Source organism: Janthinobacterium sp. RA13, assembly GCF_000745325.1.
In the GTDB taxonomy this organism is placed as follows: domain Bacteria; phylum Pseudomonadota; class Gammaproteobacteria; order Burkholderiales; family Burkholderiaceae_D; genus Janthinobacterium; species Janthinobacterium rivuli.
The window spans coordinates 4,872,270-4,896,935 of record NZ_JQNP01000001.1; the positions used below are offsets into that span (position 1 = coordinate 4,872,270).

General features: G+C 62.0%; 27 protein-coding genes. 25 read left to right on the forward strand and 2 right to left on the reverse strand.

Features of this window, described 5'->3' with window-relative positions:
- Positions 1-16: 16 nt before the first annotated feature.
- The 23 genes from FG13_RS21545 (at position 17) to FG13_RS21655 (ending at position 21,529) form a co-directional block, all read left to right on the forward strand.
- Entirely contained in the window at positions 17-970 is a 954-nt protein-coding gene (locus tag FG13_RS21545) for a Tim44 domain-containing protein (protein ID WP_035824155.1), read from the forward strand.
- 152 nt (positions 971-1,122) lie between these two features.
- On the forward strand, positions 1,123-1,761 hold the full coding sequence (locus FG13_RS21550) for a ubiquinone biosynthesis accessory factor UbiJ (RefSeq protein WP_035824158.1): 639 nt from the start codon (positions 1,123-1,125) through the stop codon (positions 1,759-1,761).
- Positions 1,758-3,329, forward strand: a complete 1,572-nt coding sequence (gene ubiB, locus FG13_RS21555) for a ubiquinone biosynthesis regulatory protein kinase UbiB (RefSeq protein WP_035824160.1) — start codon at positions 1,758-1,760, stop codon at positions 3,327-3,329. Before FG13_RS21550 ends, ubiB begins: the two co-directional genes overlap by 4 nt.
- An 18-nt stretch (positions 3,330-3,347) precedes the next feature.
- Positions 3,348-3,950 carry a methyltransferase gene (locus FG13_RS21560; RefSeq protein WP_035824163.1) on the forward strand — a complete coding sequence of 201 codons (603 nt, stop codon included), beginning with the start codon at positions 3,348-3,350 and terminating at the stop codon, positions 3,948-3,950.
- Positions 3,951-4,029: 79 nt separating this feature from the next.
- Positions 4,030-4,338 (forward strand): FmdB family zinc ribbon protein, encoded by a 309-nt coding sequence (locus FG13_RS21565; RefSeq protein ID WP_035824165.1) that lies wholly within the window; start codon positions 4,030-4,032, stop codon positions 4,336-4,338.
- A gap of 39 nt (positions 4,339-4,377) precedes the next feature.
- Positions 4,378-5,019, forward strand: a complete 642-nt coding sequence (locus tag FG13_RS21570) for a DUF502 domain-containing protein (RefSeq protein WP_035824167.1) — start codon at positions 4,378-4,380, stop codon at positions 5,017-5,019.
- A 69-nt stretch (positions 5,020-5,088) separates the two neighbouring features.
- Complete coding sequence (gene aspS, locus FG13_RS21575; RefSeq protein ID WP_035824170.1) at positions 5,089-6,885, forward strand: aspartate--tRNA ligase; 1,797 nt, start codon at positions 5,089-5,091, stop codon at positions 6,883-6,885.
- Positions 6,886-6,969: 84 nt separating this feature from the next.
- Positions 6,970-7,434, forward strand: coding sequence for a dihydroneopterin triphosphate diphosphatase (gene nudB, locus FG13_RS21580; RefSeq protein ID WP_035824172.1), 465 nt, complete (start codon positions 6,970-6,972; stop codon positions 7,432-7,434).
- A gap of 13 nt (positions 7,435-7,447) precedes the next feature.
- Positions 7,448-7,741 (forward strand): hypothetical protein, encoded by a 294-nt coding sequence (locus FG13_RS21585; protein ID WP_077398985.1) that lies wholly within the window; start codon positions 7,448-7,450, stop codon positions 7,739-7,741.
- A gap of 69 nt (positions 7,742-7,810) precedes the next feature.
- Positions 7,811-8,113, forward strand: coding sequence for a hypothetical protein (locus tag FG13_RS21590; RefSeq protein ID WP_152598826.1), 303 nt, complete (start codon positions 7,811-7,813; stop codon positions 8,111-8,113).
- Positions 8,114-8,183: 70 nt separating this feature from the next.
- Positions 8,184-9,005 (forward strand): endonuclease/exonuclease/phosphatase family protein, encoded by an 822-nt coding sequence (locus tag FG13_RS21595; protein ID WP_035824178.1) that lies wholly within the window; start codon positions 8,184-8,186, stop codon positions 9,003-9,005.
- A gap of 9 nt (positions 9,006-9,014) precedes the next feature.
- On the forward strand, positions 9,015-10,178 hold the full coding sequence (clsB, locus tag FG13_RS21600; protein WP_035824180.1) for a cardiolipin synthase ClsB: 1,164 nt from the start codon (positions 9,015-9,017) through the stop codon (positions 10,176-10,178).
- Entirely contained in the window at positions 10,175-10,564 is a 390-nt protein-coding gene (locus FG13_RS21605) for an RNA-binding S4 domain-containing protein (RefSeq protein ID WP_035824182.1), read from the forward strand. The genes clsB and FG13_RS21605 overlap by 4 nt, the downstream gene beginning before the upstream one ends.
- 257 nt (positions 10,565-10,821) lie before the next feature.
- A complete protein-coding gene (locus FG13_RS21610) occupies positions 10,822-11,424 on the forward strand; it encodes a TetR/AcrR family transcriptional regulator (protein ID WP_035824184.1) in 603 nt (200 codons plus the stop codon).
- Positions 11,425-11,502: 78 nt separating this feature from the next.
- A complete protein-coding gene (locus FG13_RS21615) occupies positions 11,503-13,293 on the forward strand; it encodes an acyl-CoA dehydrogenase C-terminal domain-containing protein (RefSeq protein ID WP_035824186.1) in 1,791 nt (596 codons plus the stop codon).
- Positions 13,294-13,307: 14 nt separating this feature from the next.
- Positions 13,308-15,707 carry a 3-hydroxyacyl-CoA dehydrogenase/enoyl-CoA hydratase family protein gene (locus FG13_RS21620; RefSeq protein WP_035824189.1) on the forward strand — a complete coding sequence of 800 codons (2,400 nt, stop codon included), beginning with the start codon at positions 13,308-13,310 and terminating at the stop codon, positions 15,705-15,707.
- Positions 15,708-15,718: 11 nt separating this feature from the next.
- Positions 15,719-16,216, forward strand: coding sequence for a PaaI family thioesterase (locus tag FG13_RS21625; protein ID WP_235211783.1), 498 nt, complete (start codon positions 15,719-15,721; stop codon positions 16,214-16,216).
- A 60-nt stretch (positions 16,217-16,276) separates the two neighbouring features.
- On the forward strand, positions 16,277-17,473 hold the full coding sequence (locus FG13_RS21630; RefSeq protein ID WP_035824191.1) for an acetyl-CoA C-acyltransferase: 1,197 nt from the start codon (positions 16,277-16,279) through the stop codon (positions 17,471-17,473).
- A gap of 73 nt (positions 17,474-17,546) precedes the next feature.
- Positions 17,547-18,326, forward strand: coding sequence for an enoyl-CoA hydratase (locus tag FG13_RS21635; RefSeq protein WP_035824193.1), 780 nt, complete (start codon positions 17,547-17,549; stop codon positions 18,324-18,326).
- Positions 18,327-18,469: 143 nt separating this feature from the next.
- On the forward strand, positions 18,470-18,859 hold the full coding sequence (locus FG13_RS21640) for a hypothetical protein (RefSeq protein WP_035824195.1): 390 nt from the start codon (positions 18,470-18,472) through the stop codon (positions 18,857-18,859).
- A 106-nt stretch (positions 18,860-18,965) separates the two neighbouring features.
- Positions 18,966-19,574: a TetR/AcrR family transcriptional regulator gene (locus FG13_RS21645; RefSeq protein WP_035824197.1), complete on the forward strand. Its 609-nt coding sequence runs from the start codon at positions 18,966-18,968 to the stop codon at positions 19,572-19,574.
- Positions 19,575-19,665: 91 nt separating this feature from the next.
- Positions 19,666-20,829, forward strand: coding sequence for an iron-containing alcohol dehydrogenase (locus FG13_RS21650; protein WP_035824199.1), 1,164 nt, complete (start codon positions 19,666-19,668; stop codon positions 20,827-20,829).
- Positions 20,830-20,851: 22 nt separating this feature from the next.
- Complete coding sequence (locus FG13_RS21655; RefSeq protein WP_035824201.1) at positions 20,852-21,529, forward strand: type 1 glutamine amidotransferase domain-containing protein; 678 nt, start codon at positions 20,852-20,854, stop codon at positions 21,527-21,529.
- 30 nt (positions 21,530-21,559) lie between these two features.
- Here the strand turns inward: FG13_RS21655 and FG13_RS21660 are convergent, their stop codons facing one another.
- A complete protein-coding gene (locus FG13_RS21660) occupies positions 21,560-22,156 on the reverse strand; it encodes a TetR/AcrR family transcriptional regulator (protein ID WP_158300074.1) in 597 nt (198 codons plus the stop codon).
- Positions 22,157-22,197: 41 nt separating this feature from the next.
- On the opposite strand from FG13_RS21660, the gene FG13_RS21665 reads away from it, so the two are divergent.
- Positions 22,198-22,725: a dihydrofolate reductase family protein gene (locus FG13_RS21665; protein ID WP_035824205.1), complete on the forward strand. Its 528-nt coding sequence runs from the start codon at positions 22,198-22,200 to the stop codon at positions 22,723-22,725.
- Here the strand turns inward: FG13_RS21665 and FG13_RS21670 are convergent.
- Positions 22,722-23,519 (reverse strand): metallophosphoesterase family protein, encoded by a 798-nt coding sequence (locus FG13_RS21670; RefSeq protein WP_035828562.1) that lies wholly within the window; start codon positions 23,517-23,519, stop codon positions 22,722-22,724. The genes FG13_RS21665 and FG13_RS21670 overlap by 4 nt on opposite strands.
- Positions 23,520-23,657: 138 nt before the next feature.
- Here FG13_RS21670 and bla point away from each other — a divergent pair, with 138 nt between their 5' ends.
- A complete protein-coding gene (bla, locus tag FG13_RS21675; protein ID WP_035824207.1) occupies positions 23,658-24,602 on the forward strand; it encodes a subclass B3 metallo-beta-lactamase in 945 nt (314 codons plus the stop codon).
- Positions 24,603-24,666: the final 64 nt, after the last annotated feature.

The following is a 24,666-nucleotide window of genomic DNA, read 5'->3' on the forward strand; positions in this document are numbered from 1 at the left end:
GATTTTAGGAGATGGAATGAAATTGAAGAAATTTATGGTCGGCATGATGCTGGCCGCGACCACGGTATCCATGCTGGGCGAGGCGCTGGCCCGTCCCATGGGCGGTGGCCGTTCGTTTGGCCGCCAGTCGCAAAACGTGGGCCGCCAGGCGCCCGCACCGGCGCCAACCCCGGCACCGGCCGCCGCGCCACGCCAGGCACAACCTGCGCCGGCTCCCGCACCGGCCGCTGCCGCCAAGGCACCGAGCCGCTGGAAGGGCTTGCTGGGCGGCGCCTTGCTCGGTCTGGGCCTGGGCGCGCTGCTGTCGCATTTCGGCCTGGGCGGCGCCCTGGCCAGCATGATCAGCACCTTGCTGATGGTGGCTTTGCTGGCCGGCGTGGCCTTCTTTATCTACCGCATGGTGCGCGGCAAGCGTGACAGCAATGCCAGCGGCAATGCGCCGTTCGCCGGTTTCGGCAACCAGCCTGCGCCAGCGGGCAACGTGCCTGACATCGGTTCGCGCATTCCACCGCTGCCGCCGCTGCAGCCCGTCTCGTCCGGCGTAGGTCTGGATAAGCCGGACCCGGTCCCGGCCCCCGCTGCAGCGCCATGGGGCGTGCCAGGCGACTTCGACAAGGATGCCTTCCTGCGCCACGCGAAAAGCAATTTCATTCGCCTGCAAGCGGCCTGGGACAAGGCGGACGTCAACGATATCCGCGAATTCACGTCGCCGGAAGTGTATGCGGAACTGCGCATGCAAATCCAGGAACGGGGCGCGCAGCCGGACTTTACGGACGTGGTCACCATCGATGCCGAACTGCTGGGCATCGAGACGAGCGTCAACGATTACCTGGCCAGCGTGAAGTTTACGGGCCTGATCCGTTCGGCGCCGGGCGCCGCGGCGGAACCGTTCGCGGAAGTGTGGAATATGTCGAAACCCGTCAGCGGCAACAGCGGCTGGGTCCTGGCAGGCATCCAGCAATTGAATTAATTGCAAAAACTTGCTGAATACTGGCTTAAGTCCATGCGGAATGCATGATGCTTAACAGATATTTCCTGCTGAACTGGTAAGATCGAAACCGCCCGCGTAGTTTTACGGGCGGTTTTTTCTTTTTAGGGGCGCGCCTGGCGCGCTGTATATAGATGGCACCACTTTCCGATCTCTCCCTGATGACGCCCGTCATCGCGACCATCAACCACTTGCTGGCGCAAGAGCCGTGGGCGCGCCAGCAGTTGGCCGTGCACGCCGGCAAGCTGGCCTGCATCGACACGGGCGCCGTGGCCTTGCGCCTGCGTGTCGACAGCGCCGGCATGCTGGCAGCGGCGCCGGCCGACATGCCGGCCAACGTCACCATCCGCGTGAAATTGTCCGATGTGCCGCTGATCCTGCAAAACCGCGAGCGGGCGTTTTCGTATGTAAAAATCGAAGGCGATGCCGAGTTTGCCAATGCGATTTCGCAATTGAGCAAGGGCTTGCGCTGGGAAGCCGAGCACGACCTGGAAAAAGTCGTCGGGCCCATGCTGGCCACGCGCCTCGTTTCCGGCGCGAAAGATGCGGCCGCCTTTGTGCGCACGGGCCAGCAAAAGCTGGCGGAAAACGTGGCCGAATATTTTCTCGACGAGCAGCCCATGCTGATCCGTCCTGTTACCCTGCAAGAGTATTCCGCTGGCGTGACGCGCGTGCGCGATGACGTCGAACGCCTGGCCAAGCGCCTTGCCCGGCTGGAAAAGGCGGCCGCCGCCGGCCAGCCGCAGTCCTCCTCACCGGATTTGTCTACATGATATTGAAATTCCTGCGCCTGTTTAAAATCATCCGTGTTTCCATCAAGTACGGTCTGGATGAGATAGCGATTTCTGGTCTGCAAGTTCCCCGCACCGCCAAATTGATCGACACCCTGATTTTCTGGCGCGACCTGTCGTCGCCGCGGGGCCTGCGCCTGCGCCTGGCGCTGGAAGAGCTGGGCCCGATTTTCGTCAAATTCGGCCAGGTGCTGTCGACCCGGCGCGACCTGATGCCGCCCGACATCGCCGAAGAACTGGCGCGCCTGCAAGACCGCGTGCCGCCTTTCGATTCCGACCTGGCCATCGCGCAAATCACCAAATCGCTGGGCGCGCACCCGGATCAATTGTTTGCCCGCTTCGAGCGCGAGCCGGTGGCGTCCGCCTCGATTGCCCAGGTGCACTTCGCCACCTTGAAAGATGGCCGCGAAGTGGCCGTGAAGGTCTTGCGTCCAGGCATGAAAAAGCTGATCGACGAAGACGTGGCCCTGATGCACATCGCCGCCGACTGGACCAGCCGCCTGTGGGCCGACAGCAAGCGCTTGAAACCGAAAGAAGTGGTGGGCGAGTTCGACAAATACCTGCATGACGAGCTGGACCTGATGCGCGAGGCGGCCAACGCGAGCCAACTGCGCCGCAACTTTGCCAATTCGGACTTGCTGCTGGTGCCGGAAATGCACTGGGATTATTGCTCCAGCAGCGTCATCGTCATGGAACGCATGGTTGGCATCCCCGTGTCGCAGACGGAGCGCCTGGTGGCGGCCGGCGTGGATTTGCGCAAGCTCTCCAGCGATGGCGTGGAAATTTTCTTCACGCAAGTGTTCCGCGACGGTTTTTTCCATGCGGATATGCATCCGGGGAATATTCTCGTGTCCATCGCGCCCGAATCGTTCGGCCGCTACATCGCGCTCGATTTCGGCATCGTGGGAACGTTGAACGACTATGACAAGGATTATTTGTCGCAAAACTTCCTCGCCTTCTTCCGCCGCGACTACAAGCGCGTGGCCGAGGCGCATATCGAATCGGGCTGGGCGCCGAAAGACACGCGCGTGGATGAACTGGAAGCGGCCGTGCGCGCCTGCTGCGAGCCGATCTTCGACCGTCCGCTGAAGGATATTTCTTTCGGGCAAGTCTTGCTGCGCCTGTTCCAGACCTCGCGCCGCTTCAATGTGGAAGTGCAGCCGCAGCTGGTGCTGCTGCAAAAGACCCTGCTCAATATCGAAGGCCTGGGGCGCCAGCTGGATCCGGAGCTGGACCTGTGGCAAACGGCCAAGCCGTATCTGGAAAAATGGATGAGCAACCAGGTGGGCCCGCAAGGCTTCATGGAGCGCCTGCGCGCCGAGGCGCCCCGTTATGCGCACATCTTCCCGCAACTGCCGCGCTTGCTGCACCAGGCCTTGACGGTGCATGGCGAGCCGCGCGAAAACGATGTGGAACTAATGAAAACCTTGCTGGCGGAACAACGCCAGACGAACCGCTTGCTGAGCTTTATCGTGTACTTCGTCGGCGCCTTTGCCCTCGGTGCGCTGGGCTTGCAAGTATTCATGCGCTGGCATCAACTGCCGTTTTAAAGGCTGAGGACGTAAGTGATGGCTGACTTTCACACCCGCGATCCGCTCTCGCCCGCCTTCTGGGACGAGCGGTTCGAGAAGCAATTCACGCCCTGGGACCACGGCGGCGTGCCGTCGCGCCTGCGCAGCTTCGTTGCCGGCAGCCCGGCGCCGCTGCGCTGCCTGATTCCCGGCTGCGGCTCGGCCTATGAACTGGTCTTCATGCTCGATCACGGCTGGGATGCCACGGCCATCGACTTTTCGCCGGCCGCCGTGGCCGCCGCGCGCGCCGTCGTCGGTGCGCGGGCAGGGCAGGTGGTGGAAGCGGATTTCTTTGCCTGGGAACCCGCCGCACCGCTGGACCTGATCTATGAACGGGCCTTCCTGTGCGCCATGCCGCGTGCCATGTGGCCGCAAGTGGCGGCCCGCTGGGCGCAGCTGCTGGCGCCCGGTGCCATGCTGGCTGGTTACTTTTTCTTTGACGACAATGCCAAGGGGCCGCCATTTGGTATTTCTCGTGAGAAACTACAGGAATTGCTGGCACCGCATTTCGATTGCCTTGCCGATGAAGCCGTCGATGATTCCATCGCCGTCTTCGCCGGCAAGGAGCGCTGGATGAGCTGGCGCCGCCGGGCAGACTGAGGCGGGCGGGGCAATTTCTGCTGGGAGCAAAGGAAAAGCTTTATAATTCAGGGTTTTTGATGATTTTCTCGGAGTAGAGATGCCGATTTACGCTTACCGTTGTGACGAGTGTGGTTTTGCCAAGGACGTCTTGCAAAAGATCTCCGATCCAGTACTGACGGTGTGCCTGTCGTGCGGCAAGCCCAGTTTCAAGAAACAATTGACGGCCGCCGGTTTCCAATTGAAGGGCACCGGCTGGTACGCGACCGATTTCCGCGGCGGCACGGCGCCCACCACGGCCATCCCGACGGGCCCGGCTGATGGCGCCAAGCCTGCCGCAAGCACCGAGAGCGCGCCTGCTGCCGCGCCTGCGCCCGCCCCGGCTGCCGCTGCGCCGAAAGCGGACTGAGCGCGCACCGCGCCGCTACGATCCCTTACCGAGAAACCGATGCGTAAATATTTTATTACCGGATTACTGATTTTGGTACCCCTGGCCATTACGGCCTGGGTTCTGAATCTGGTGATCAGCACGATGGACCAGTCGCTATTGCTGGTGCCCGGCAGTACGAAGCCCAGCATATGGTTCGGCCACCTGGTTCCTCCGCTGAGCACCATTCCCGGCCTGGGCACGGTATTGACGGTACTGATCGTGTTCTTCACGGGCTTGCTGACGAATAACCTGGTCGGCAATTACGTGGTGAAACTGTGGGAAAAATTGCTGCAACGCATACCCATCGTCAATTCCCTGTATTCGAGCGTCAAGCAAGTGTCGGATACCCTGTTTTCCCCGTCGGGCAACGCCTTCCGCAAGGCCGTGCTGGTACCGTATCCGCACCAGAATTCCTGGACCATCGCTTTCCTGACGGGTGTGCCGGGCGGCGATGCGGCGAACCATCTGGTGGGCGACTTTGTCAGCGTGTATGTGCCGACGACGCCGAATCCGACATCGGGCTTTTTCCTGATGATGAAGCGCAGCGATGTCGTCGAACTCGACATGAGCGTCGATGCGGCGCTCAAATATATCGTCTCGATGGGCGTGGTGGCGCCTGCGGAAGTTGTTGCTGTACCGGCCCCGGCAGCCAAAGAATAAAGGCAGGCGTCCCACGTGGGACGTGGCCGGATTGAACACTCACTAACCTGAACTGAGAATTTTATGTCTATGCGTACTGAATACTGCGGCCTCGTTACCGAAGCCATGCTGGGACAAACCGTCAGCCTGTGCGGCTGGGTACATCGCCGCCGCGACCACGGCAGCCTGATTTTCATCGACTTGCGCGACCGTGAAGGCCTGGTGCAAATCGTCTGCAACCCGGAACAAGCGGAGATGTTCAAGGTCGCCGAAGCCGTGCGCAACGAATTCTGCCTGCGCGTGACGGGCGTCGTGACCAACCGTATCGAAGGCACCATCAACAACAACCTGAAGTCGGGCAAGATCGAAGTGGTCTGTTCGGAGCTGGAAGTGCTGAATCCTTCCGTGCCCGTGCCGTTCCAGCTGGACGACGACAACCTGTCGGAAACGACGCGTCTGACGCACCGCGTGCTGGACCTGCGCCGCCCGCAAATGCAAAACAACCTGCGCCTGCGCTACAAGGTGACGATGGAAGTGCGCAAGTACCTCGACGCGCTGGGCTTCATCGACATCGAAACGCCGATGCTGACCAAGTCCACGCCAGAAGGCGCGCGCGATTACCTGGTGCCGTCGCGCGTCAACGCAGGCAGCTTCTTCGCCTTGCCGCAATCGCCACAGTTGTTCAAGCAACTGTTGATGGTCGCCAACTTCGACCGTTACTACCAGATCACCAAGTGCTTCCGCGACGAAGACTTGCGCGCTGACCGCCAGCCTGAATTCACGCAGATCGACTGCGAAACCTCGTTCCTGACGGAACAGGAAATCCGCGACCTGTTCGAAGACATGATCCGCGTCGTCTTCAAGAACACGCTGGACATCGACCTGCCGAACCCGTTCCCGGTGATGGATTTCGCCGAAGCGATGGGCCTGTACGGTTCCGACAAGCCGGACATGCGCGTCAAGCTGGCCTTCACGGACTTGACGGAAGTCATGAAGTCGGTCGAATTCAAGGTCTTCAACGGCGCCGCTAACATGAAAGGCGGCCGCGTGGTGGCCCTGCGCGTACCGCAAGGCGGCAGCATGCCCCGTTCGGAAATCGATGCTTATACGCAATTTGTCGCCATCTACGGCGCCAAGGGCCTCGCTTACATCAAGGTCAACGAGAAAGCCAAGGGCCCTGAAGGCTTGCAGTCGCCGATCGTCAAGTTCCTGCCTGCCGACGTGCTGGCCACGATCCTCGAGCAGACGGGCGCGCAAGACGGCGACCTGATCTTCTTCGGCGCGGACAAGGCCAAGGTCGTCAACGACGCCATCGGCGCGCTGCGCGTGAAAATCGGTCACAGCGAGTTCGGTAAGAAGGCCGGCCTGTTCGAAGACGTATGGAAACCATTGTGGGTGGTCGACTTCCCGATGTTCGAGCACGACGAAGAAGCGGACCGCTGGACGGCGACCCACCATCCATTCACGGCGCCGAAAGACGGCCATGAAGACATGCTGGAAAGCGATCCGGGCGCCTGTATCGCCAAGGCCTACGACATGGTTCTGAACGGCTGGGAACTGGGCGGCGGTTCGATCCGTATCCACCGCGAAGAAGTGCAGTCGAAAGTGTTCCGCGCGCTGAAGATCGATGCGGAAGAAGCGCAGCTGAAATTCGGCTTCTTGCTCGACGCCCTGCAATACGGCGCGCCACCGCATGGCGGCCTGGCATTCGGCCTGGACCGTATCGTGACCATGATGACGGGTTCCGAATCGATCCGCGACGTGATCGCCTTCCCGAAAACCCAGCGCGCGCAAGACTTGCTGACCCATGCGCCGTCGGAAGTGGACGAGAAGCAACTGCGTGAACTGCACATCCGTTTGCGCAGCGCCGAGCCAAAAGTAGTGTAATGAAGCATGCGGCTGCCCAAGCGGCCGCTGTTTGATCCACTATGCAAAAAAAGGCGCTGTCGTGGCGCCTTTTTCATTGTTCATATGACTCATAAAATCCCTGTTTCCGTGCTGGTCGTCATTCATACGGCTGACCTTGACGTCTTGCTCATCGAACGCGCGGGCCAGCCCGGTTTCTGGCAATCGGTGACGGGTTCCGTCGATGCCGTCGACGAACCGCTGCTGCGGACGGCCGCGCGCGAATTGGCGGAAGAAACCGGCATCGTTGCCGATGGGCGCGATATTGTGCTGCGCGACTGGAACTTGTCGAACGTGTACGAGATCTACCCGATCTGGCGCCACCGCTATGCGCCCGGCGTGACGCGCAACACGGAACACGTGTTCAGCGTGCAAGTGCCGCGCGATATCGCCATCACCCTGAGCCCGCGCGAACACTTGCAGTACGCATGGCTGCCTTACCTGGCGGCGGCCGACCGCTGTTTCTCGTCATCCAACGCGGAAGCGATTTTGCAATTGCCGGCCATGACGGGCCTGGCGCGCCCCACTTGATAGAAAGCATTCCATGTTGAACTGGTTACATTTGACGACGCAGCAAAAACTGCTGGGCACCCTGGGCATCGTTTTTTGCCTGTGCTTTATTTTCCTGCTGTTCAGCTCCACCGTCCCTGGCCGCACGCCGCCGATCGGCATGCCGCTGATGGCGATCGGCTGGCTGCTGCATCCGGGCGCCTTTGCCAAGGGCAAGCGCACCGTGGCCTGGCGCGGCGCACCGTTGCTGGTGAAAATCGTCTGGGCGGCCGGCATTACCGCGCTGATCGTCAGCGTGACGGCGGGCGTGGGACGCATGCTGGCTTAAGCGCTGCAAACTATTGTCATGTGGTATTATTGCTTTAATAGTAATTCCACTTCATGACGAAAGGCGTACATGCTGAACTGGTCTCAACTTTCTTTTCAGCAGCGTCTCGTGGGCGCCGTATTTTTGTCCTGGATAGTTGGCGCCCTGTATGCCGTGTGTTTCCCCGATCAGCCGCATGCCCGCCTTCCACAGGCAGGCTTGCCCTTGCTGATGCTGGGATTTCTGTTGCATCCACGTTGCTTTGCCGGCGGACGGGGCGCCTTCAGCTGGAGCAGCGCACCCGGGATCGTGAAGGGCTTGTGGGTGATCGGCATGGTGGTGGGCAGCATCAGCGCCATCGATAGTTTGCTGGCGGCGATGATGGGCAGATAAAGCTGCCATAGGTGCGCACGCGCACCTACGCTGGCGCCGCGCGGGGCCCGTCAGGGAGTAGAATCAATGCATGAAAATCCGCGTAGCAACTTATAATATACACAAGGGTGTCTCCTCCGTGCGAGGCTTGCCCCGCGTGCATGCTTTAAAACAGGCGATTGCCCTGTTTCATGCCGATGTCGTCTTTTTGCAGGAAGTGCAAGGCAAGCATGACCGCAATGCGGCCCGCTATGGCGCCGAGAAAAACGGCCACAAGCATTGGCCGGAAGCGTCGCAGCATGAGTTCTTTGCCGGCGCCGAGCACCATTCCGCGTATGGCATGAATGCCGTGTACGATCACGGCCACCATGGCAATGCCTTGCTGAGCAAGTTTCCCATCGCCTCGCAAACCAACCACGACGTCTCTGACCATGCCTACGAGCAACGCGGCATCCTGCATTGCGTGCTCAAGACGCCGCAGGCCGACGTGCATTGTTATGTCGTCCACCTGGGCCTGTTCGAATCGGGACGGGGACGCCAGACGCAGGCGCTGATCGACGCCGTGATGGAGTCGGCGCCGAATGGCGAGCCCGTCATCATCGCGGGCGACTTCAACGACTGGCGCAACACGCTCAGTGATAAGCTGCGCAATGCGCTCGGCGTGGTGGAAGTATTCGACCAGCGGGCGTCGAACTCGGCTCTGGGCGATCTGGTGCGCACCCTGGCGCGGCGCCAGAGCAAGACCCCGACACCCGTGCCGGCGCGCACCTTTCCCGCCGCCTTGCCGTGGTTCCGCCTGGACCGCATCTATGTGCGCGGTTTCCACGTGGAAGGCGCGCAAGTGATGCATGGCACCCTGTGGGCAAAATTGTCGGACCACGCGCCGATCGTTGCCGCTTTGAAACTCGCGTAGACTGCCGGCATGCGTACAGTCAATTTCATCGCCCACAACGACATCCAGCTGCTGTATTGCGGCACCGATTACTTTCCCGCTTTGATCGCCGCCATCGACGGCGCGCGCGCGGAAGTCTATTTCGAAACGTATATCTTTGCCGACGACGCCACGGGCACCCTGGTGCTCGATGCGCTCAAACGCGCGGCCGCACGCGGCGTGCTGGTGTGCATGATCACGGACTGGTTCGGCACGGGCAACCGCCGGGTCAACGCCATGCATGCGCAGCTGGAAGCGGCTGGCGTGCACCACCGCATCTTCAACCCTTGGTTCAAGCGCGGCATCACGCGCACGCATCGCAAGATTTGCGTGGCCGATGGGGAAATTGCCCTGGTGGGTGGCATCAATATTAACGATGACATGTTTTGCGACTACGATCACAACATCAGCCTGGAAGCGCCGCGCTGGGATTTCGCCGTGCAGGTGAAGGGGCCGCTGGTCGACGCTATCCATGAAGAGGCGCAGGCGCAGTGGGCGCGCTTGGGCAAGATGAATTTGGTGCGGCGTATCAAGCTGTACCGCAAGATGCGCGTCGTCAGCAAGGAGCTGGCGAAGAACCCCGTCGTGGCCGGCTTTGTCGTGCGCGACAACCTGCGCAACCGCCGCACCATCCAGCGCGCCTACCTGCAGGCGCTGGGCCAGGCGCGTAAAAGCGTGATGCTGGCCAACCCGTATTTCGCGCCCGGACACAAGCTGCGCCACGCGCTGGCCCAGGCGGCCCAGCGGGGCGTCGACGTGGTGCTGTTGATCGGCGTGGGCGAGTTCCGCATGCAAGACGCCGTGGCGCACTCGTTTTACCCGAAACTGCTGGCCGCCGGCGTGAAAATTGTCGAATATCGCAAGACGCAGCTGCACGCCAAGGTGGCCGTCGTCGACGATGACTGGGCGACGGTCGGTTCCAGCAATATTGACGCGCTGAGCCTGTTCCTGAACCAGGAAGCGAACGTGGTCATCAAGGACGTGGCCTTCGCGCAAAGCTTGCGCCAGCATATCGAGCAGGGTGTGGCGGACGGCATCGTCATTCACCAGGATGATTTCAAGCACATCGGCCGCTTCCGGCGCATCGGCTACGAAGCCGCGTTCCTCGTGTACCGGCTGGTGATGCGCATTTTTTCAGTAGGCAAGTACGCATGAACGAGATGACAACGGTAAGGCTGGACAAATGGCTGTGGGCGGCGCGCTTCTTCAAGACGCGCTCGCTGGCCAGCGAAGCCGTCGACACGGGCAAGGTCAAAGTGGGGGGCGAGCGCGTCAAACCGGCGCGCAGCCTGCGCGTGGGTGACGAGCTGGCCATCGACAATGGCGCGGAGACGTGGGAAGTGGCCGTACTGGGCCTGTCCGACAAGCGCGGCGCGGCGCCCGTGGCGCGTCTGCTGTATGGCGAAACGCCCGCCAGCATCGCCCGCCGCGAGCAACTGGCCGAGGAGCGCAAGCTGTTCCGCGAGCCGGGCACCACCATCAAGGGGCGGCCGACCAAGCGCGACCGCCGTCAATTGAGCAGGGCAGGCGGCCTCGACTGAGGCGCGCTGCTACCCGGGCGGCAGGGCACATGCCGCTTTTGCCTGCCTGAAATCGCTATAAACACGCGGCCCAAAAATGCTGCGCTGCACCAATAGAACACCAGCTCTAAAGTTCCCGTTTGACTTTTACGTGGTAGTGGATAATAGTACGAGCGTTCGGATTTTTTCGGGGCGTGCTTTTTTTTACCCTCGCTTCAGTCCGCCAAATCGGCAACATCACTTTTAGAACGGTAATCTTGAATACTTCAGTCAAATTCATGCGCAAGGGCGAACTGACCCGTGCCGCCATCCTCGACGTGGCGCTGGACCTGTCCAGCCGCGACGGCCTGGAGGGCCTGACCATCGGGCTGCTTGCGGACAAAATGAACATGAGCAAGTCGGGCGTGTTTGCCCACTTTGGCTCGCGCGAAGACTTGCAGATGGAAGTGCTGAAGCTCTACCACTATCGTTTCGAGCAAGAAGTCTTTTTTCCCAGCATGAAAGAACCACGCGGCATCCAGCGTCTGCAATCGATGTTTGCGCGCTGGGTCAAGCGGGTCAGCGTGGAAATCGCTTCCGGCTGCATCTATATCAGTGGCGCCGTCGAGTATGACGACCGTCCCGGTCCCATCCGCGAGTCCCTGGTGGCCATGGTGCGGGCCTGGCAGGGCGCGTTGCTGCGCAGTGTCGAGCAATCGATCGCCACCGGCGACCTGAAAGCGGACACGGACGCCCAGCAGCTGGTGTACGAGATGTATGGCCTGATCCTGGCCCTGCATCACGACGCGCGCTTCCTGCGTGTGCCGGGCAGCATCGAACGGGCGCAAGCGGGCTTTATCCGCCTGCTGGCGTCGTATCAGAATTCCGTTACAAGCAAATAAGCCGTCAGGCAGTATCCGCAACAACGCACACGCACTTACAAGTACAACACTTTAGCTAATCGCCTTCAGGAGAAAATTATGGGTCAATACGTCGCGCCAATCCGGGATATGCAATTCGTCCTGCATGAGTTCCTGCAAGTGGAAGAAGAACTGAAGCAAATGCCGTCGTACGCCGACGTCGACGCCGACATCATCAACCAGGTGCTGGAAGAGGGCGGCAAATTCACCTCCGAAGTATTGTTCCCGCTGAATCACTCCGGCGACCGCGAAGGCTGCCACCACGACCCCGTCACGAAAAGCGTGACCACGCCTAAAGGCTTCAAGGAAGCCTACAAGCAGTACGTCGAAGGCGGCTGGGCGGCACTGGCTTGCGATCCGGAATACGGCGGCCAGGGCTTGCCTGTTGTGCTGAACAACTCGTTCTATGAAATGCTGAACTCGTCGAACCAGGCCTGGTCCATGTACCCTGGCCTGTCGCACGGCGCCTACGAGTGCCTGAAGGAACACGGCACCGACCACCAGAAGGAAGTCTACCTGCCGAAACTGGTGTCGGGCGAATGGACGGGCACCATGTGCCTGACCGAGCCGCACTGCGGCACCGACCTGGGCCTGCTGCGCTCGAAAGCGCTGCCTGAGGCGGACGGTTCCTGGACCATCACCGGCAACAAGATCTTCATCTCGGCCGGCGAGCACGACATGGCGGAAAACATCCTGCACCTGGTGCTGGCCCGCGTGCCGGACGCGCCGGAAGGCTCGAAAGGCATCTCGCTGTTCCTGGTGCCGAAATTCCTGCCGAATGCGGACGGCACGGTCGGCGAACGCAACCCGATCACCTGCGGCGCCATCGAAGAAAAAATGGGCATCCACGGCAACTCGACCTGCCAGATGAACCTGGACGGCGCGAAAGGCTGGATCATCGGCCAGCCAAACAAGGGCTTGAACGCCATGTTCGTCTTCATGAACGCGGCTCGCCTGGGCGTGGGCATGCAGTCGCTGGGCCTGACGGAAATCGCTTACCAGAACGCGCTGATCTACGCCAAGGACCGCACGCAAATGCGTTCGCTGTCCGGCATCAAGAACCCGGAACTGCCGGCCGACCGCATCATCGTGCACCCTGACGTGCGCCGCATGCTGTTGACGGGCAAAGCCTACGCCGAAGGCGCGCGCGCTTTCACCTCGTACGTGGCGCTGCAGATCGACCGCGAACTGCACCACCCTGACGCCGACGTACGCAAGGAAGCGGCCGATGAAGTGGCGCTGCTGACGCCCGTCATCAAGGCCTTCATCACCGACAACGCCTGGATCGCCACTTCGGACGCGATGCAAGTGTTCGGCGGCCACGGCTACATTTCGGAATGGGGCATGGAGCAGTATGTGCGCGACGCGCGCATCAACATGATCTACGAAGGCACGAACACGATCCAGTCGCTCGATCTGCTGGGCCGCAAGATCCTCGGCGACAACGGCGCCAAGCTGCGCAAGTTCGGCGAAAAGATCAAGGCCTTCGTCGAAGACAATGGCACCGATGAAGCGATGAGCGAATTCGTCACCCCACTGGGCGATTTGGGCGACAAAGTCACCAAGCTGACCATGGAAATCGGCATGAAGGCCTTCCAGAACCCTGACGAAGTGGGCGCGGCATGCGTGCCTTACCTGCGCGTCGTCGGCCACATGATCTACAGCTACCTGTTCGCGCAGATGGCCAAGATCGCCCTCGAAAAAGAATCCAGCGGCGACACCTTCTACACCGCCAAACTGGCTACCGCACGTTTCTACTTCGCCCGCTTGCAGCCTGAAACGGCAACCCTGATCCGTCAGGCGCGTTCCGGTTCGGCCAACCTGATGGCACTCGACGCAGACCTGTTCTAAGACTTGAGGAAAATATGACCAATTTCATCGTTAAAAAAGTAGCCGTCCTCGGCGCCGGCGTGATGGGCGCGCAGATCGCCGCCCATTGCATCAACGCGAAAGTGCCGGTCGTGCTGTTCGACCTGCCAGCAAAAGAAGGCCCAAAGAATGGCATCGTGCTGCGCGCCATCGAGAACCTGAAAAAGCTGTCACCTGCCCCGCTGGGCAACAAGGATGACGCCGCGCTGATCCAGGTGGCCAACTACGAAGACAACCTGGACTTGCTGGCCGGTTGCGACCTGATCATCGAAGCCATCGCCGAGCGCATGGACTGGAAACACGACCTGTATCAAAAGGTCGCACCGCACATCGGCCCGAACGCGATCTTCGCCTCGAACACCTCGGGCCTGTCGATCACCAAGCTGGCCGAAGGCTTCGACGCCGACCTGAAATCGCGCTACTGCGGCGTGCACTTCTTCAACCCGCCGCGCTATATGCACCTGGTCGAAATCATCCCGACCGAGTCTACCCGCCCGGAAATCGCCGACCAGCTGGAAGGCTTTTTGACCACCACCCTGGGCAAGGGCGTGGTCCGCGCCAAGGATACGCCGAACTTCATCGCCAACCGCGTTGGCGTGTTCGGCATCCTGGCCATCGTGCACGAAGCCGAGAAATTCGGCCTGTCCGTGGACGTCGTCGATGACCTGACGGGCGCCAAGCTGGGTCGCGCCAAGTCGGGCACCTTCCGTACGGCGGACGTGGTCGGCCTGGACACGATGGGCCATGTGATCAAGACCATGCAGGACTACCTGCCGAACGATCCGTTCGCCGCCGTCTACAAGACGCCGGAAGTGCTGGCCAAGCTGGTGGAAAAAGGCGCGCTGGGCCAGAAGAGCGGCGCAGGCTTCTACAAGAAGGTTGGCAAGGAAATTCAACGCCTCGATTTCGCCACCGGTGAATACGTGGCCGGCGGCGCCAAGGCTGCCGACATCATCGCCCGCATCCTGAAGGAAAAGGATCCGGTCAAGAAGATGAAGGCGCTGCGCGAATCGACGAATCCGCAAGGCCAGTTCCTGTGGGCGATCTTCCGCGACGCTTTCCACTACATCGCCATCCATCTGGATACCGTGGCCGACAATGCGCGCGACATCGACTTCGCCATGCGCTGGGGCTTCGGCTGGAACGTCGGCCCGTTTGAAACGTGGCAGGCATCGAACTGGCTGCAAGTGGCCAACTGGGTCAAGGAAGACATCGACGCCGGCCACGCGCTGTGCAACGCGCCGCTGCCAGCCTGGGTCTTCGAAGGTCCGGTCGCTGAAAAAGGCGGCGTGCACACGCCGGAAGGTTCCTACTCCGCCGTGTCGAACAGCTTCGTGCCACGTTCGACCTTGTCCGTGTATGACCGCCAGCCATTCCGCGCGCCCGTCCTGGGCAGCGGCGCCATCGACGGCAAGACCGCCGGCACCACCGTCTTCGAAGACGAATCCGTGCGCGTCTGGCATACGGGCGACGACGTCCTGATCATCTCGTTCAAGACCAAGATGCACGTGATCGGCGAAGGTGTCATCAACGGCCTGAAACTGGCGCTGGTCGAAGCCCAGAAGAACTTCAAGGGCTTGGTGATCTGGCACGCGGACGCAGCCGAAGGCGGCGCGTTCTCGGCCGGCGCCGACCTGCAATCGGCCTTGCCGGCGTTCATGCAAGGTGGCGTGAAAGCCGTCGATCCGATCATCGCCGAACTGCAGAACACCTTCATGTCGCTGAAATATGCGAACGTGCCGGTGATCGCCGCGGTCGCTGGTCTGGCACTGGGCGGCGGTTGCGAACTGGCGCTGCATGCATCGAAGCGCGTGGCCTCGATCGAGTCCTACATCGGCCTGGTGGAAGTGGGCGTGGGCCTGATTCCTGCCGGCGGCGGCTTGAAGGAAGCGGCGCAGCGCGCCTACAAGGAAGCCAAGGGTAACGACATCCTGCAATTCCTGAAAACGGGCTTCACCAATGCGGCCACCGCCAACGTGTCGAAATCGGCGCTGGAAGCGAAAAAAATGGGCTACCTGAAGGAAGACGACGTGATCGTGTTCAACGCCTACGAGCTGCTGCACGTGGCCAAGGTCGAAGCGCGCGCCATGTTCGACGCCGGCTTCCGTCCAGCGCTCCCTTCGCTGATCCAGGTGACGGGCCGTTACGGCTGGGGCACCATCAAGGCGCAGCTGGTCAACATGCGCGACGGCGGCTTCATTTCGGCGCACGATTTCAAGCTGGGCGAGATGATCGCCGAGATCGTATCGGGCGGTGACGTGGACCAGGGCAGCTTCGTCAGCGAACAGTGGCTGCTGGATATGGAACGCAAGGCATTCCTGGAGCTGTTGAACCATCCGAAAACCCAGGAACGGATCATGGGCATGATGCAAACCGGTAAGCCGGTACGCAACTAAGCCTGACGTCGATGACGATCCTGTCCATTATTTTTAAAGTATTGCTGCGCGTGAGGCCAAGCATGGTGTATGACCGTATCAAACAACAGATGATGGACACCTTGCCCTTCGTGCGGCTGCTGGGGATCAGCATCGACGACATCGGCGCCGGCACCTCGAAGGTGTCGATGCCGGAAGATCCAAAACTGAATAATCACCTGGGCACGCAGCATGCGGGCGCCTTGTTTACCCTGGCCGAAACGGCTTCCGGCGCGGCCATGGCTGGCGGCTTCGCCGAGCTGATACTGGGCTTGCGTCCGGTGGCCAAGGAGTCGCGCATCCAGTACCAGAAGGTGGCCCGGGGCGCGACGCGCGCCGAAGGCCGGGTACCGGGCGACCTGGCTGCCTTGAAGGCGCAGCTGGCGCAGGATGGCAAGGTGGCGTTTCCCGTGGAAGTCGATATTTTCGATTCCGAAGGCACGCTGGCGGCACAGGTGACGGTGGACTGGTATTTGTCGCAGAAGCGATAGGCCAGCATCCCGGACATTCGACAGAACACGAACCTCGTTCAACATCTTTGAAAGCATAAAATGAGCAAACAACTTCAAGACGCGTACATCGTCTCTGCAACCCGCACCCCGATCGGCAAGGCGCCGCGCGGCATGTTCAGAAACACCCGCCCGGACGACCTGCTGGTGCGCGTGCTGCAATCGGCCCTGGCGCAAGCGCCTGGCCTGGACCCTGCATTGATCACCGACGCCATCATCGGCTGCTCGTTCCCGGAAGCGGAGCAGGGCTTCAATATCGCGCGTAACTCGGTGCTGCTGGCCGGCTTGCCGAAAACCGTGGGCGGCGTCACCGTCAACCGTTACTGCGCGTCTGGCATCACGGCCATCGCCATGGCGGCCGACCGCATCCGCGTGGGCGAAGCCGACGTGATGATCGCCGGCGGCATCGAATCGATGTCGATGGTGCCGATGATGGGTCACCACCCATCGATGAACCTGGACATGTTCAGCGACGAAAACATCGGCATGGCTTACGGCATGGGCCTGACGGCCGAAAAAGTGGCGCAGCAATGGAAAGTGTCGCGCGAACAGCAGGACGCGTTCTCCGTTGAATCGCACCGCCGCGCCATCGCCGCGCAGCAAGCCGGTTTCTTCAAGGCCGAAACGACGCCCGTCGAAATCATCACGCGCACGCCGAACCTGGCCACCGGTCAGGTGGACGTAACGCGCCGCACCGTCGACACGGACGAAGGAGCGCGCGCCGATTCGTCGATGGAATCGCTGGCCAAGCTGAAGCCCGTCTTCGCCGCCAAGGGTTCCGTCACGGCCGCCAACAGCTCGCAGATGTCCGACGGCGCCGGTGCGCTCTTGATCGTCAGCGAAAAAATCCTGCGCGAGCACAACCTGACCCCGCTGGCGAAATTCTCCTCGTTCGCCGTGCGCGGCGTGCCGCCGGAAATCATGGGCATCGGTCCTAAATTCGCCATTCCGGCAGCGTGCGCCGCCGCCGGCATCACGCAAGACCAGCTGGACTGGATCGAGCTGAACGAAGCGTTTGCCGCGCAAGCGCTGGCCGTCATCGGCGACCTGGGCCTGGACCCATCGAAGGTCAACCCAATGGGCGGCGCGATCGCCCTGGGCCACCCGCTGGGCGCCACCGGTGCCATCCGCGCCGCCACCGTGATCCACGCACTGCAGCGCACCAAGCAGAAGTACGGCATGGTCACGATGTGCGTGGGCGCCGGCATGGGCGCGGCAGGCATTTTCGAACGCGTCTAAGTTCGACGGGCTAAAGCAATACAACAGGGCGCTGCGGGATTACCCCGGCGCCCTTTATCTTTTTGGAGACGACATGGATATTTTGTGCAGCAAGAGCGAGGGCATCCTGACCCTGGAATTCAACCGCCTGGAACGCAAGAATGCGATCACGGGTGCCATGTACCAGACCCTGGCCGACGCGCTGGTGGCGGCCGAGACGGACGACGACGTGCGCGCCATTCTGATCTGCGGCAAGCGCGAGATTTTCACGGCCGGTAACGACCTCGATGACTTCATGAAGACGGCGCGCCCGAAAGATGGCTCGCTCGACCATGACCGTCCCGTGTTCCAGTTCATGCGCGCCCTGTACGGCAGCAGCAAGCCCGTGGTGGCGGCCGTCTCCGGCCCGGCCATCGGCATAGGCACCACCTTGCTGATGCACTGCGACCTTGTCTACGCGGCCGACAACGCCAGCTTCTCGATGCCGTTTACGCAGCTGGGATTGTGCCCGGAATTCGGCTCCAGCCTGCTGCTCACGCAACTGGCCGGCTACCCGCGCGCGGCGGAAAAGCTGATGCTGGGCGAAGCGTTCCCGGCCAGCGAAGCGCTGGAAATGGGCCTGGTCTCGAAAGTCGTTCCCCTGTACGAATTGATGACGTTCGCGCAAGGCCAGGCTGCCAAGCTGGTGGCCCTGCCAGCCGCCTCGATCCGCGCCACCAAACGCTTGATGAAACAAAGCCGCATGGAACCGATGAAGGCGGCCATCGCCGACGAAAACACACTGTTCAGCGCCATGCTGGGTGGTGCCGAGGCGAAGGAAGCGTTTACGGCCTTCTTTGAAAAGCGCAAGCCGGATTTCAAGAAGTTCACCTGATCGCTTGGTCCCGCTACTATTGCTCGTTGAAAAACAGGCCGATAATGCATTCTAGACGACTGGTCTAGTCGTGCTATGCTTTGCCTCATGAAAGCTGAATACACCGACGTCCGTCAGCACATCCTTGAGCAGGGCAAAGTCACATGAGGAACGAGTATAGTTTCGCGGCGCTGGTAAAGCAGGACGTCGCGCCGGGACCATGCGCCGATGCGCTTTTTTTCAGCATGCTGGGGCTGGTCCTGCGCGGTGGTCCGCTGGCCGCATATGATTCGATTGCTGCTTTGCGCGCGCAATTGACGGCGCCCGCGTATTACGTGGCGCACAAGCTGGTGGCTCATGCAGGCAAGCGTGCCATCTTCCAAGGCCGTGTGGTACAGGCCAGCGCCACCGACCTGCTGGTATTTCTCGATGCGGCAGTGGTAAGTGGTGATCTGCGTCCCATGCTGCTTGCGCCTGTGTTTGAAGGAATACCGGCGCAGGTGATACACATCGATGAGGATGTGCTGCATGTCTACACTGCAAGCCCGGCCTGACGAGGCGTGCCTCCAGCGGATACATGCAATATTCAATCGACCAGCCTCGTTCTACATTTCGCTCCTTATTGGTAGACGACTGGTCTAATTGTGCTACAATCATCGCATGAAAGCTGAATACACCGACGTGCGCCAGCACATTATCGACCAGGGCAAGGCCATCATCACGCGCAAGGGCTTTGCCGGCGTGGGGCTGAACGAGATTTTGTCGGCCGCCGACGTGCCCAAGGGCTCGTTCTACCATTACTTCAAGTCCAAGGAATTGTTTGGCGAGGCGATGCTGGAAGATTACGTCACCGGCTATCTGGATGAAATGGAGCTCGTGCTGGGCCAGCCCGGCAAGAGCGCGGCGCAGGCGCTGATGGCGTATTGGGCCAGCTGGACCAGCGAGAGCCTCGATGGCAGCGGTTGCGACTGCCGCTGCCTGGTGGTCAAGCTCAGCAGCGAAGTGGCGGACATGTCGGAGCCGATGCGCGTGGCGCTTCTGGACGGCACCCACCGCATCATCTCCAGACTGGCCCTGGCCATCGCGCGGGGCAGGGTGGACGATACCCTGCCATCGGTAGCCGACCCGGCGCAGATGGCCGCCACCTTGTACCAGCTGTGGCTGGGCGCGGCGATGCTGACCAAGCTGCGGCGCGACGCCAGCGCATTGCAAACGGCCTGGCGGGCGACTCTGGCCATGTTGCAGCTGTCGCCGGACAGCTACCGATAGGCAGCAAACCAAGCAAACAAGCGGACGCACCACGTCCGCGTTTTTTGAACCGCATTCTAGACGACCAGTCTAATAATAAAGGAGCAGCAGCATGAAGAATTTTGAATTCCATAATCCGACGAAGATTGTGTTCGGTGCCGACACCGTCGCCAAATTGTCCGCCCTGGTGCCGCACGATGCGCGCGTGCTGATTTTGTACGGCGGCGCCAGCGCGGAAAAGACGGGCACTTTGGCCGAGGTGCGCGCCGCGCTTGCGCTGGGCCAGCGTAGTGTGCAGGAGTTTGGCGGCATCGAACCCAATCCCAGTTATGAAACCCTGATGCGCGCCGTCGCTCAGGTGCGCAGCGAAAAGCTGGACTTCCTGCTGGCCGTCGGCGGCGGCTCCGTGATCGACGGCACCAAGTTCGTTGCCGCGGCCGCCCTGTACGATGGCGAGCCGTGGGAAATCGCCGAGCGCGGCGGCGCCAATGTGCAGCGCGCCCTGCCGTTCGGCACGTTGCTGACCTTGCCGGCAACGGGATCGGAAATGAACAGCGGCGGCGTGGTGACGAAAAAAGCCACGCATGACAAGCTGAGTTTTCGCAATCCGCTGCTGTACCCGCAATTTTCCGTGCTCGACCCTAGTAAAACCTTTACCTTGCCGGCCACGCAGGTGGCCAATGGCCTGGTCGACGCCTTTGTCCACACGACGGAGCAGTATCTGACCTATCCGGTGCAGGCGATGGTGCAGGACCGCTTTGCCGAAGGCTTGCTGCAAACCTTGGTCGAGATCGCGCCGCAGGCGGTGGCTTCGCCCGACGATTACACCACCCGCGCCAATCTGATGTGGACGGCCACCCTGGCCTTGAATGGCCTGATCGGCGCCGGCGTGCCGCAGGACTGGGCCACTCACATGATCGGCCACGAACTGACGGCCCTGTACGACATCGACCATGCGCGCACCCTGGCCCTGGTGCTGCCGGCCCTGCTGGACGTACAGCGCGAACAGAAACGCGGCAAATTGCTGCAATTTGGCGAACGTGTGTGGAACATCACCAGCGGCAGCGACGACGAGCGCATCGACGCCGCCATCGCCCGCACGCGCGCTTTCTTTGAAGGCCTGGGCATCCCGACCCGTTTGTCGGCCTATCAGCTGGGCCAGGAAGCGGTGGACGCGGTACTGAAACAATTAGAAGCACATGGCATGACCTCCCTCGGCGAACACCGCGATATCGACCTCGCGCGCAGCCGCCGTATCCTCGAAGCAGCACTGTAACCCTGACATAAAAGGAAACAACATGAACATCCTGATGGTACTGACCTCGCACGATCAACTGGGCGACACTGGCAAGAAAACCGGCTTCTGGCTGGAAGAATTCGCCGCGCCCTACTATGCGCTGCAGGAAGCGGGCGCGAAGCTGACGGTCGTCTCGCCGCTGGGCGGCCAGCCGCCGCTCGACCCGAAAAGCGACGAGCCCGATTCGCAAACGGACGCCACGCGCCGCTTCAAGCAGGACGCCGATGCGCAAGCCGTGCTGGCCAACACGGGCAAGCTGGCCGACGTGAAGGCGGGGGACTTTGACGCCGTGTTCTATCCGGGCGGCCACGGTCCGCTGTGGGACCTGGCCGAAGATCGGCACTCGATCGCGCTGATCGAGCAGATGATCGCCGCCGGCAAGCCCGTCGCCGCCGTCTGCCACGCGCCCGGCGTGCTGCGTCACGTGAAGGCAACTGACGGCACGCCGCTGGTGCGCGGCAAGCAGGTGACGGGCTTTACGAATACCGAGGAAGACGCCGTCGGCCTGAGCGCCATCGTGCCTTTCCTGGTCGAGGACATGCTCAAGCAAAACGGCGGCGTCTACTCGAAGCTGGGCGACTGGCAGCCGTACGCCGTCACCGATGGCTTGCTGGTCACGGGCCAGAATCCGGCGTCGTCGGAAGCGGCCGCCCAGGCGCTGCTCAAGCTGCTGGCCTGATGCCAAGGTAGGGCGTCCGGCCGCTGGACGTCACACCGCAGTGCGTCCGGCGGCCATGCCCGCCAGGATCAGGCCGACCGAGGCGTGCCATTGCGTCTCGCTGGCCGGCCTGCCCGCCAGCGCATAGCCGTGTAGGAAATCAACGAGCGCATCGCGCCCGCGCAGGCGGGTTTTCTTGTCCAGGCCCAGGCCCTCCACGGCCAGTTCGAACAGCGCCGTGAACCGCTCGGCCACGTCGGCTTGTTCCACCAGCCCGCGCGCCATCAGGCGCACGAAATACGGCGTGGCACTGACCAGTCCCAGGTACAGCGCGCACAGCGCGAGCAGGCGCCGCCGCGGCGCCTGGCGTTGCGTAAATGGCGGCTGGCGCGGATCGAGCGCGGCAAAACGCTGCACCATCAAGGCCAGCAATAATTCCTCTTTTCCCGCGTAATAGTGATACAGGGCCATGGCATCGACGCCCAGGCTGTGCGCCAGCGCGCGCATGGAGAACGCTTCGCCTTTTTCTTCCAGCAGGGCCAGGGCCGCCTGCAGGATGCTGGCGTTGTCCAGTGCGGGCGCGGCGCGGCGCGGACGCCCGGCGCGGCGCACGGAAGATGCCACGACTTGAAGTTTTGGGGTTTTCATGGGCATAATTCTACACCGTAGAATTAAATCAAGGAGCACTCATGCAAAAAGCTTTCGTCAGCGTTTTTCTCGGCATCAGCCTCGATGGCTGCATCGCGGGAGAAAACGGCGACCTGTCCTGGCTGGCCGAACTGGCGCCCGACTCGCCCGACGCCACCGGCTACACGGCCTTGATGGCGCAGGCCGATACCCTGCTGATCGGGCGCACCACGTATGACGCCGTGCTGGGTTTTGAGCCGTGGCCGTATGCGGGCAAGCGCGTGGTGGTCCTCAGCCACCGCGACTTCGCGCCGCGCCATGGCGAGCAGCGTCGCGCAGGCAGTGTGCGGGCAGTGCTGGAGGGGCTGGCGGAGGAGGGATGCCGTCACGTGTATCTCGATGGCGGCGCCGTCATCCGCGCCGGCTTGCGCGAGGGCGTCATCGACAGCCTGACCTTGTCCGTGCTGCCCGTGGTGCTGGGCAAGGGCGTGCGCCTGTTCGAGGACGGCTTGCCGCGCAGCGACTGGCGCCTGCACAACACGCGCCAGCTGCCCAGCGGCGTGGTGCAGCTGCGCTATCGGAAAAACTAGCCCGCGCTGGCCAGGTCGACGATAAAGCCCGTGTCAAAACGTTCGTTCTCGGGCGTGCCATCGGGCCGCTTGTAGCCGCAGGGGTTGCACACGACGCGGCAGTCCTGGACGCGGTAGTCGAGCGAGGCGTGCATGTGGCCATGCACCCACAGGTCGGCCTGCGCCACCAGTGAGTCCAGCTGCGAGGCGAAGGCGGGCGAGCCGAGGTTCGCCGCGTATTGCTCTTCCACCGACAGCATCGATGGCGCCATGTGCGTGATGACGACCGTCTTGCCATCGAACGGTTGCGCCAGCTGCTGTTCCAGCCAGGCGCGATGCCGCGCGTGCAGCTGCGCCGTGTCGCTCGCGCACAAGAGACGCGGCGCATCGCCGCCCGTGCTGATGCGCTTGTAGTCGGGCATGTAGGTTTGCGCCGCGCTCAAGGCTTCCTCGTACCTGTCGGCGCCGAAGAGTAAAAAATCCGTCCACAGCGTGACGCCGAGAAAACGCACGCCGTTCAGCACCATGGCGTCGCCGTCGAGCAGGCGGATGTCGGCGCCGTGCGCATTGGCGCAGGCGTCGCGCACGGCGTCCTGCATGTGTTCCAGCTGATGGCCATAGCCCTCGTGATTGCCGTGTACGTACAGCACGGGCAGGGCGCCGAAGGTGCGCGCGGCCCAGGCGATGGCGTTGCTGCCCGTGTCGATGTCGCCGGCCAGGATCACCACGTCGGGCCGGCAGGCGGCAAGGTCGATGGCGGGCGTGTCGTCACCCCAGACTTCCAGGTGCAGGTCGGACAGAATCAGCAAACGCATGGCAGGAGGCGCGGCGAGGCGCACGGCAGTGAATGGGCCTCTATCGTAGCGCAAGTCGCCACGCCCGTCCGCTTGACCGCGTGCGGGGGCGACGTTACCCTGTGGCATCGATTACCGCATACTCATTCCTGGAGCCGCATGCCGCCTTTCTACTTTCCCAAGTCTCTGCTCAGTATCGCGCTGGCCGCCATGGCGCTGCCGTTTGCCGCGCATTCCGCCACGCCCGCCGTCGATCCCTTGACGCAGCCGATCGCTTCGCCGTATGCGGCGCAGTGGAATCGCCCGCAGCAGCCGGCGCGCATCCACGGCGACACATATTACGTGGGCGTGGGCGGCTTGAGCGTGGTGCTGATCGACACGCGCGAAGGCTTGATCCTCATCGATGGCGCGTTGCCGCAATCGGTGGCCGCCATCAAGGAGCATATCCTCGAGCTGGGTTTTCGCCTGGAAGACATCAAGTTCATCCTGAGTACGGAAGCGCATTTCGACCATTCGGGCGGCATCGCCGCCCTGGCCCGCGACAGCGGCGCGCAAGTGATCGCCAGCCCGCTGGGAGCGCAGGCGCTACGCGCGGGATCGGTGCTCGCCATGGACCCGCAAGCGGGCGAAATCGACCCCATGCCGGCCGTGGAAAACGTGCGCGAGATCGCCGATGGCGAAACCCTGCAGCTGGGCGACGTGACCGTCACGGCGCGCTACACGCCTGGCCATACGCCGGGCAGCACCAGCTGGACCTGGGTGTCGTGCGAGGATGCGGAGCGCAAGGAATGCCTGAACGTGGTGTTCGGCGCCAGCCTCACGCCGGTGGCGGCCGATGATTTTCACTACCTGGGCGATGAACGCCATGCGGACCTGACGCCGGCCTTCCGCCGCGTCATGCAGGACTTCGCCAGACTGCCGTGCGACATCCTGATCTCGGCCCACCCCGACCACTCGGGCGGCGACCGCAAGCTGACGCAATTGCTGGAAGGCGTCACGCCGAATCCCTTCATCGATGCGCAGGCGTGCAGCAACTACGCGGCCAAAAATGAAGCCAAGCTCGATGCCCGCATCGCCAAGGAAAAGGCGGCTGCGACAAAATAACAACGTTGGCGCATGCGCCATGAAAAGCGGTTGACGCACTGCAGCATCCGGCGCAGAATCGTCA

Coding starts and splice junctions, on each gene's coding strand:
- FG13_RS21545 (WP_035824155.1), top strand. CDS start 17: ATGAAATTGAAGAAATTTATGGTCGGCATGATGCTGGCCGCGACCACG.
- FG13_RS21550 (WP_035824158.1), top strand. CDS start 1,123: ATGGCACCACTTTCCGATCTCTCCCTGATGACGCCCGTCATCGCGACC.
- ubiB (WP_035824160.1), top strand. CDS start 1,758: ATGATATTGAAATTCCTGCGCCTGTTTAAAATCATCCGTGTTTCCATC.
- FG13_RS21560 (WP_035824163.1), top strand. CDS start 3,348: ATGGCTGACTTTCACACCCGCGATCCGCTCTCGCCCGCCTTCTGGGAC.
- FG13_RS21565 (WP_035824165.1), top strand. CDS start 4,030: ATGCCGATTTACGCTTACCGTTGTGACGAGTGTGGTTTTGCCAAGGAC.
- FG13_RS21570 (WP_035824167.1), top strand. CDS start 4,378: ATGCGTAAATATTTTATTACCGGATTACTGATTTTGGTACCCCTGGCC.
- aspS (WP_035824170.1), top strand. CDS start 5,089: ATGCGTACTGAATACTGCGGCCTCGTTACCGAAGCCATGCTGGGACAA.
- nudB (WP_035824172.1), top strand. CDS start 6,970: ATGACTCATAAAATCCCTGTTTCCGTGCTGGTCGTCATTCATACGGCT.
- FG13_RS21585 (WP_077398985.1), top strand. CDS start 7,448: ATGTTGAACTGGTTACATTTGACGACGCAGCAAAAACTGCTGGGCACC.
- FG13_RS21590 (WP_152598826.1), top strand. CDS start 7,811: ATGCTGAACTGGTCTCAACTTTCTTTTCAGCAGCGTCTCGTGGGCGCC.
- FG13_RS21595 (WP_035824178.1), top strand. CDS start 8,184: ATGAAAATCCGCGTAGCAACTTATAATATACACAAGGGTGTCTCCTCC.
- clsB (WP_035824180.1), top strand. CDS start 9,015: ATGCGTACAGTCAATTTCATCGCCCACAACGACATCCAGCTGCTGTAT.
- FG13_RS21605 (WP_035824182.1), top strand. CDS start 10,175: ATGAACGAGATGACAACGGTAAGGCTGGACAAATGGCTGTGGGCGGCG.
- FG13_RS21610 (WP_035824184.1), top strand. CDS start 10,822: ATGCGCAAGGGCGAACTGACCCGTGCCGCCATCCTCGACGTGGCGCTG.
- FG13_RS21615 (WP_035824186.1), top strand. CDS start 11,503: ATGGGTCAATACGTCGCGCCAATCCGGGATATGCAATTCGTCCTGCAT.
- FG13_RS21620 (WP_035824189.1), top strand. CDS start 13,308: ATGACCAATTTCATCGTTAAAAAAGTAGCCGTCCTCGGCGCCGGCGTG.
- FG13_RS21625 (WP_235211783.1), top strand. CDS start 15,719: ATGACGATCCTGTCCATTATTTTTAAAGTATTGCTGCGCGTGAGGCCA.
- FG13_RS21630 (WP_035824191.1), top strand. CDS start 16,277: ATGAGCAAACAACTTCAAGACGCGTACATCGTCTCTGCAACCCGCACC.
- FG13_RS21635 (WP_035824193.1), top strand. CDS start 17,547: ATGGATATTTTGTGCAGCAAGAGCGAGGGCATCCTGACCCTGGAATTC.
- FG13_RS21640 (WP_035824195.1), top strand. CDS start 18,470: ATGAGGAACGAGTATAGTTTCGCGGCGCTGGTAAAGCAGGACGTCGCG.
- FG13_RS21645 (WP_035824197.1), top strand. CDS start 18,966: ATGAAAGCTGAATACACCGACGTGCGCCAGCACATTATCGACCAGGGC.
- FG13_RS21650 (WP_035824199.1), top strand. CDS start 19,666: ATGAAGAATTTTGAATTCCATAATCCGACGAAGATTGTGTTCGGTGCC.
- FG13_RS21655 (WP_035824201.1), top strand. CDS start 20,852: ATGAACATCCTGATGGTACTGACCTCGCACGATCAACTGGGCGACACT.
- FG13_RS21660 (WP_158300074.1), bottom strand. CDS start 22,156: ATGAAAACCCCAAAACTTCAAGTCGTGGCATCTTCCGTGCGCCGCGCC.
- FG13_RS21665 (WP_035824205.1), top strand. CDS start 22,198: ATGCAAAAAGCTTTCGTCAGCGTTTTTCTCGGCATCAGCCTCGATGGC.
- FG13_RS21670 (WP_035828562.1), bottom strand. CDS start 23,519: ATGCGTTTGCTGATTCTGTCCGACCTGCACCTGGAAGTCTGGGGTGAC.
- bla (WP_035824207.1), top strand. CDS start 23,658: ATGCCGCCTTTCTACTTTCCCAAGTCTCTGCTCAGTATCGCGCTGGCC.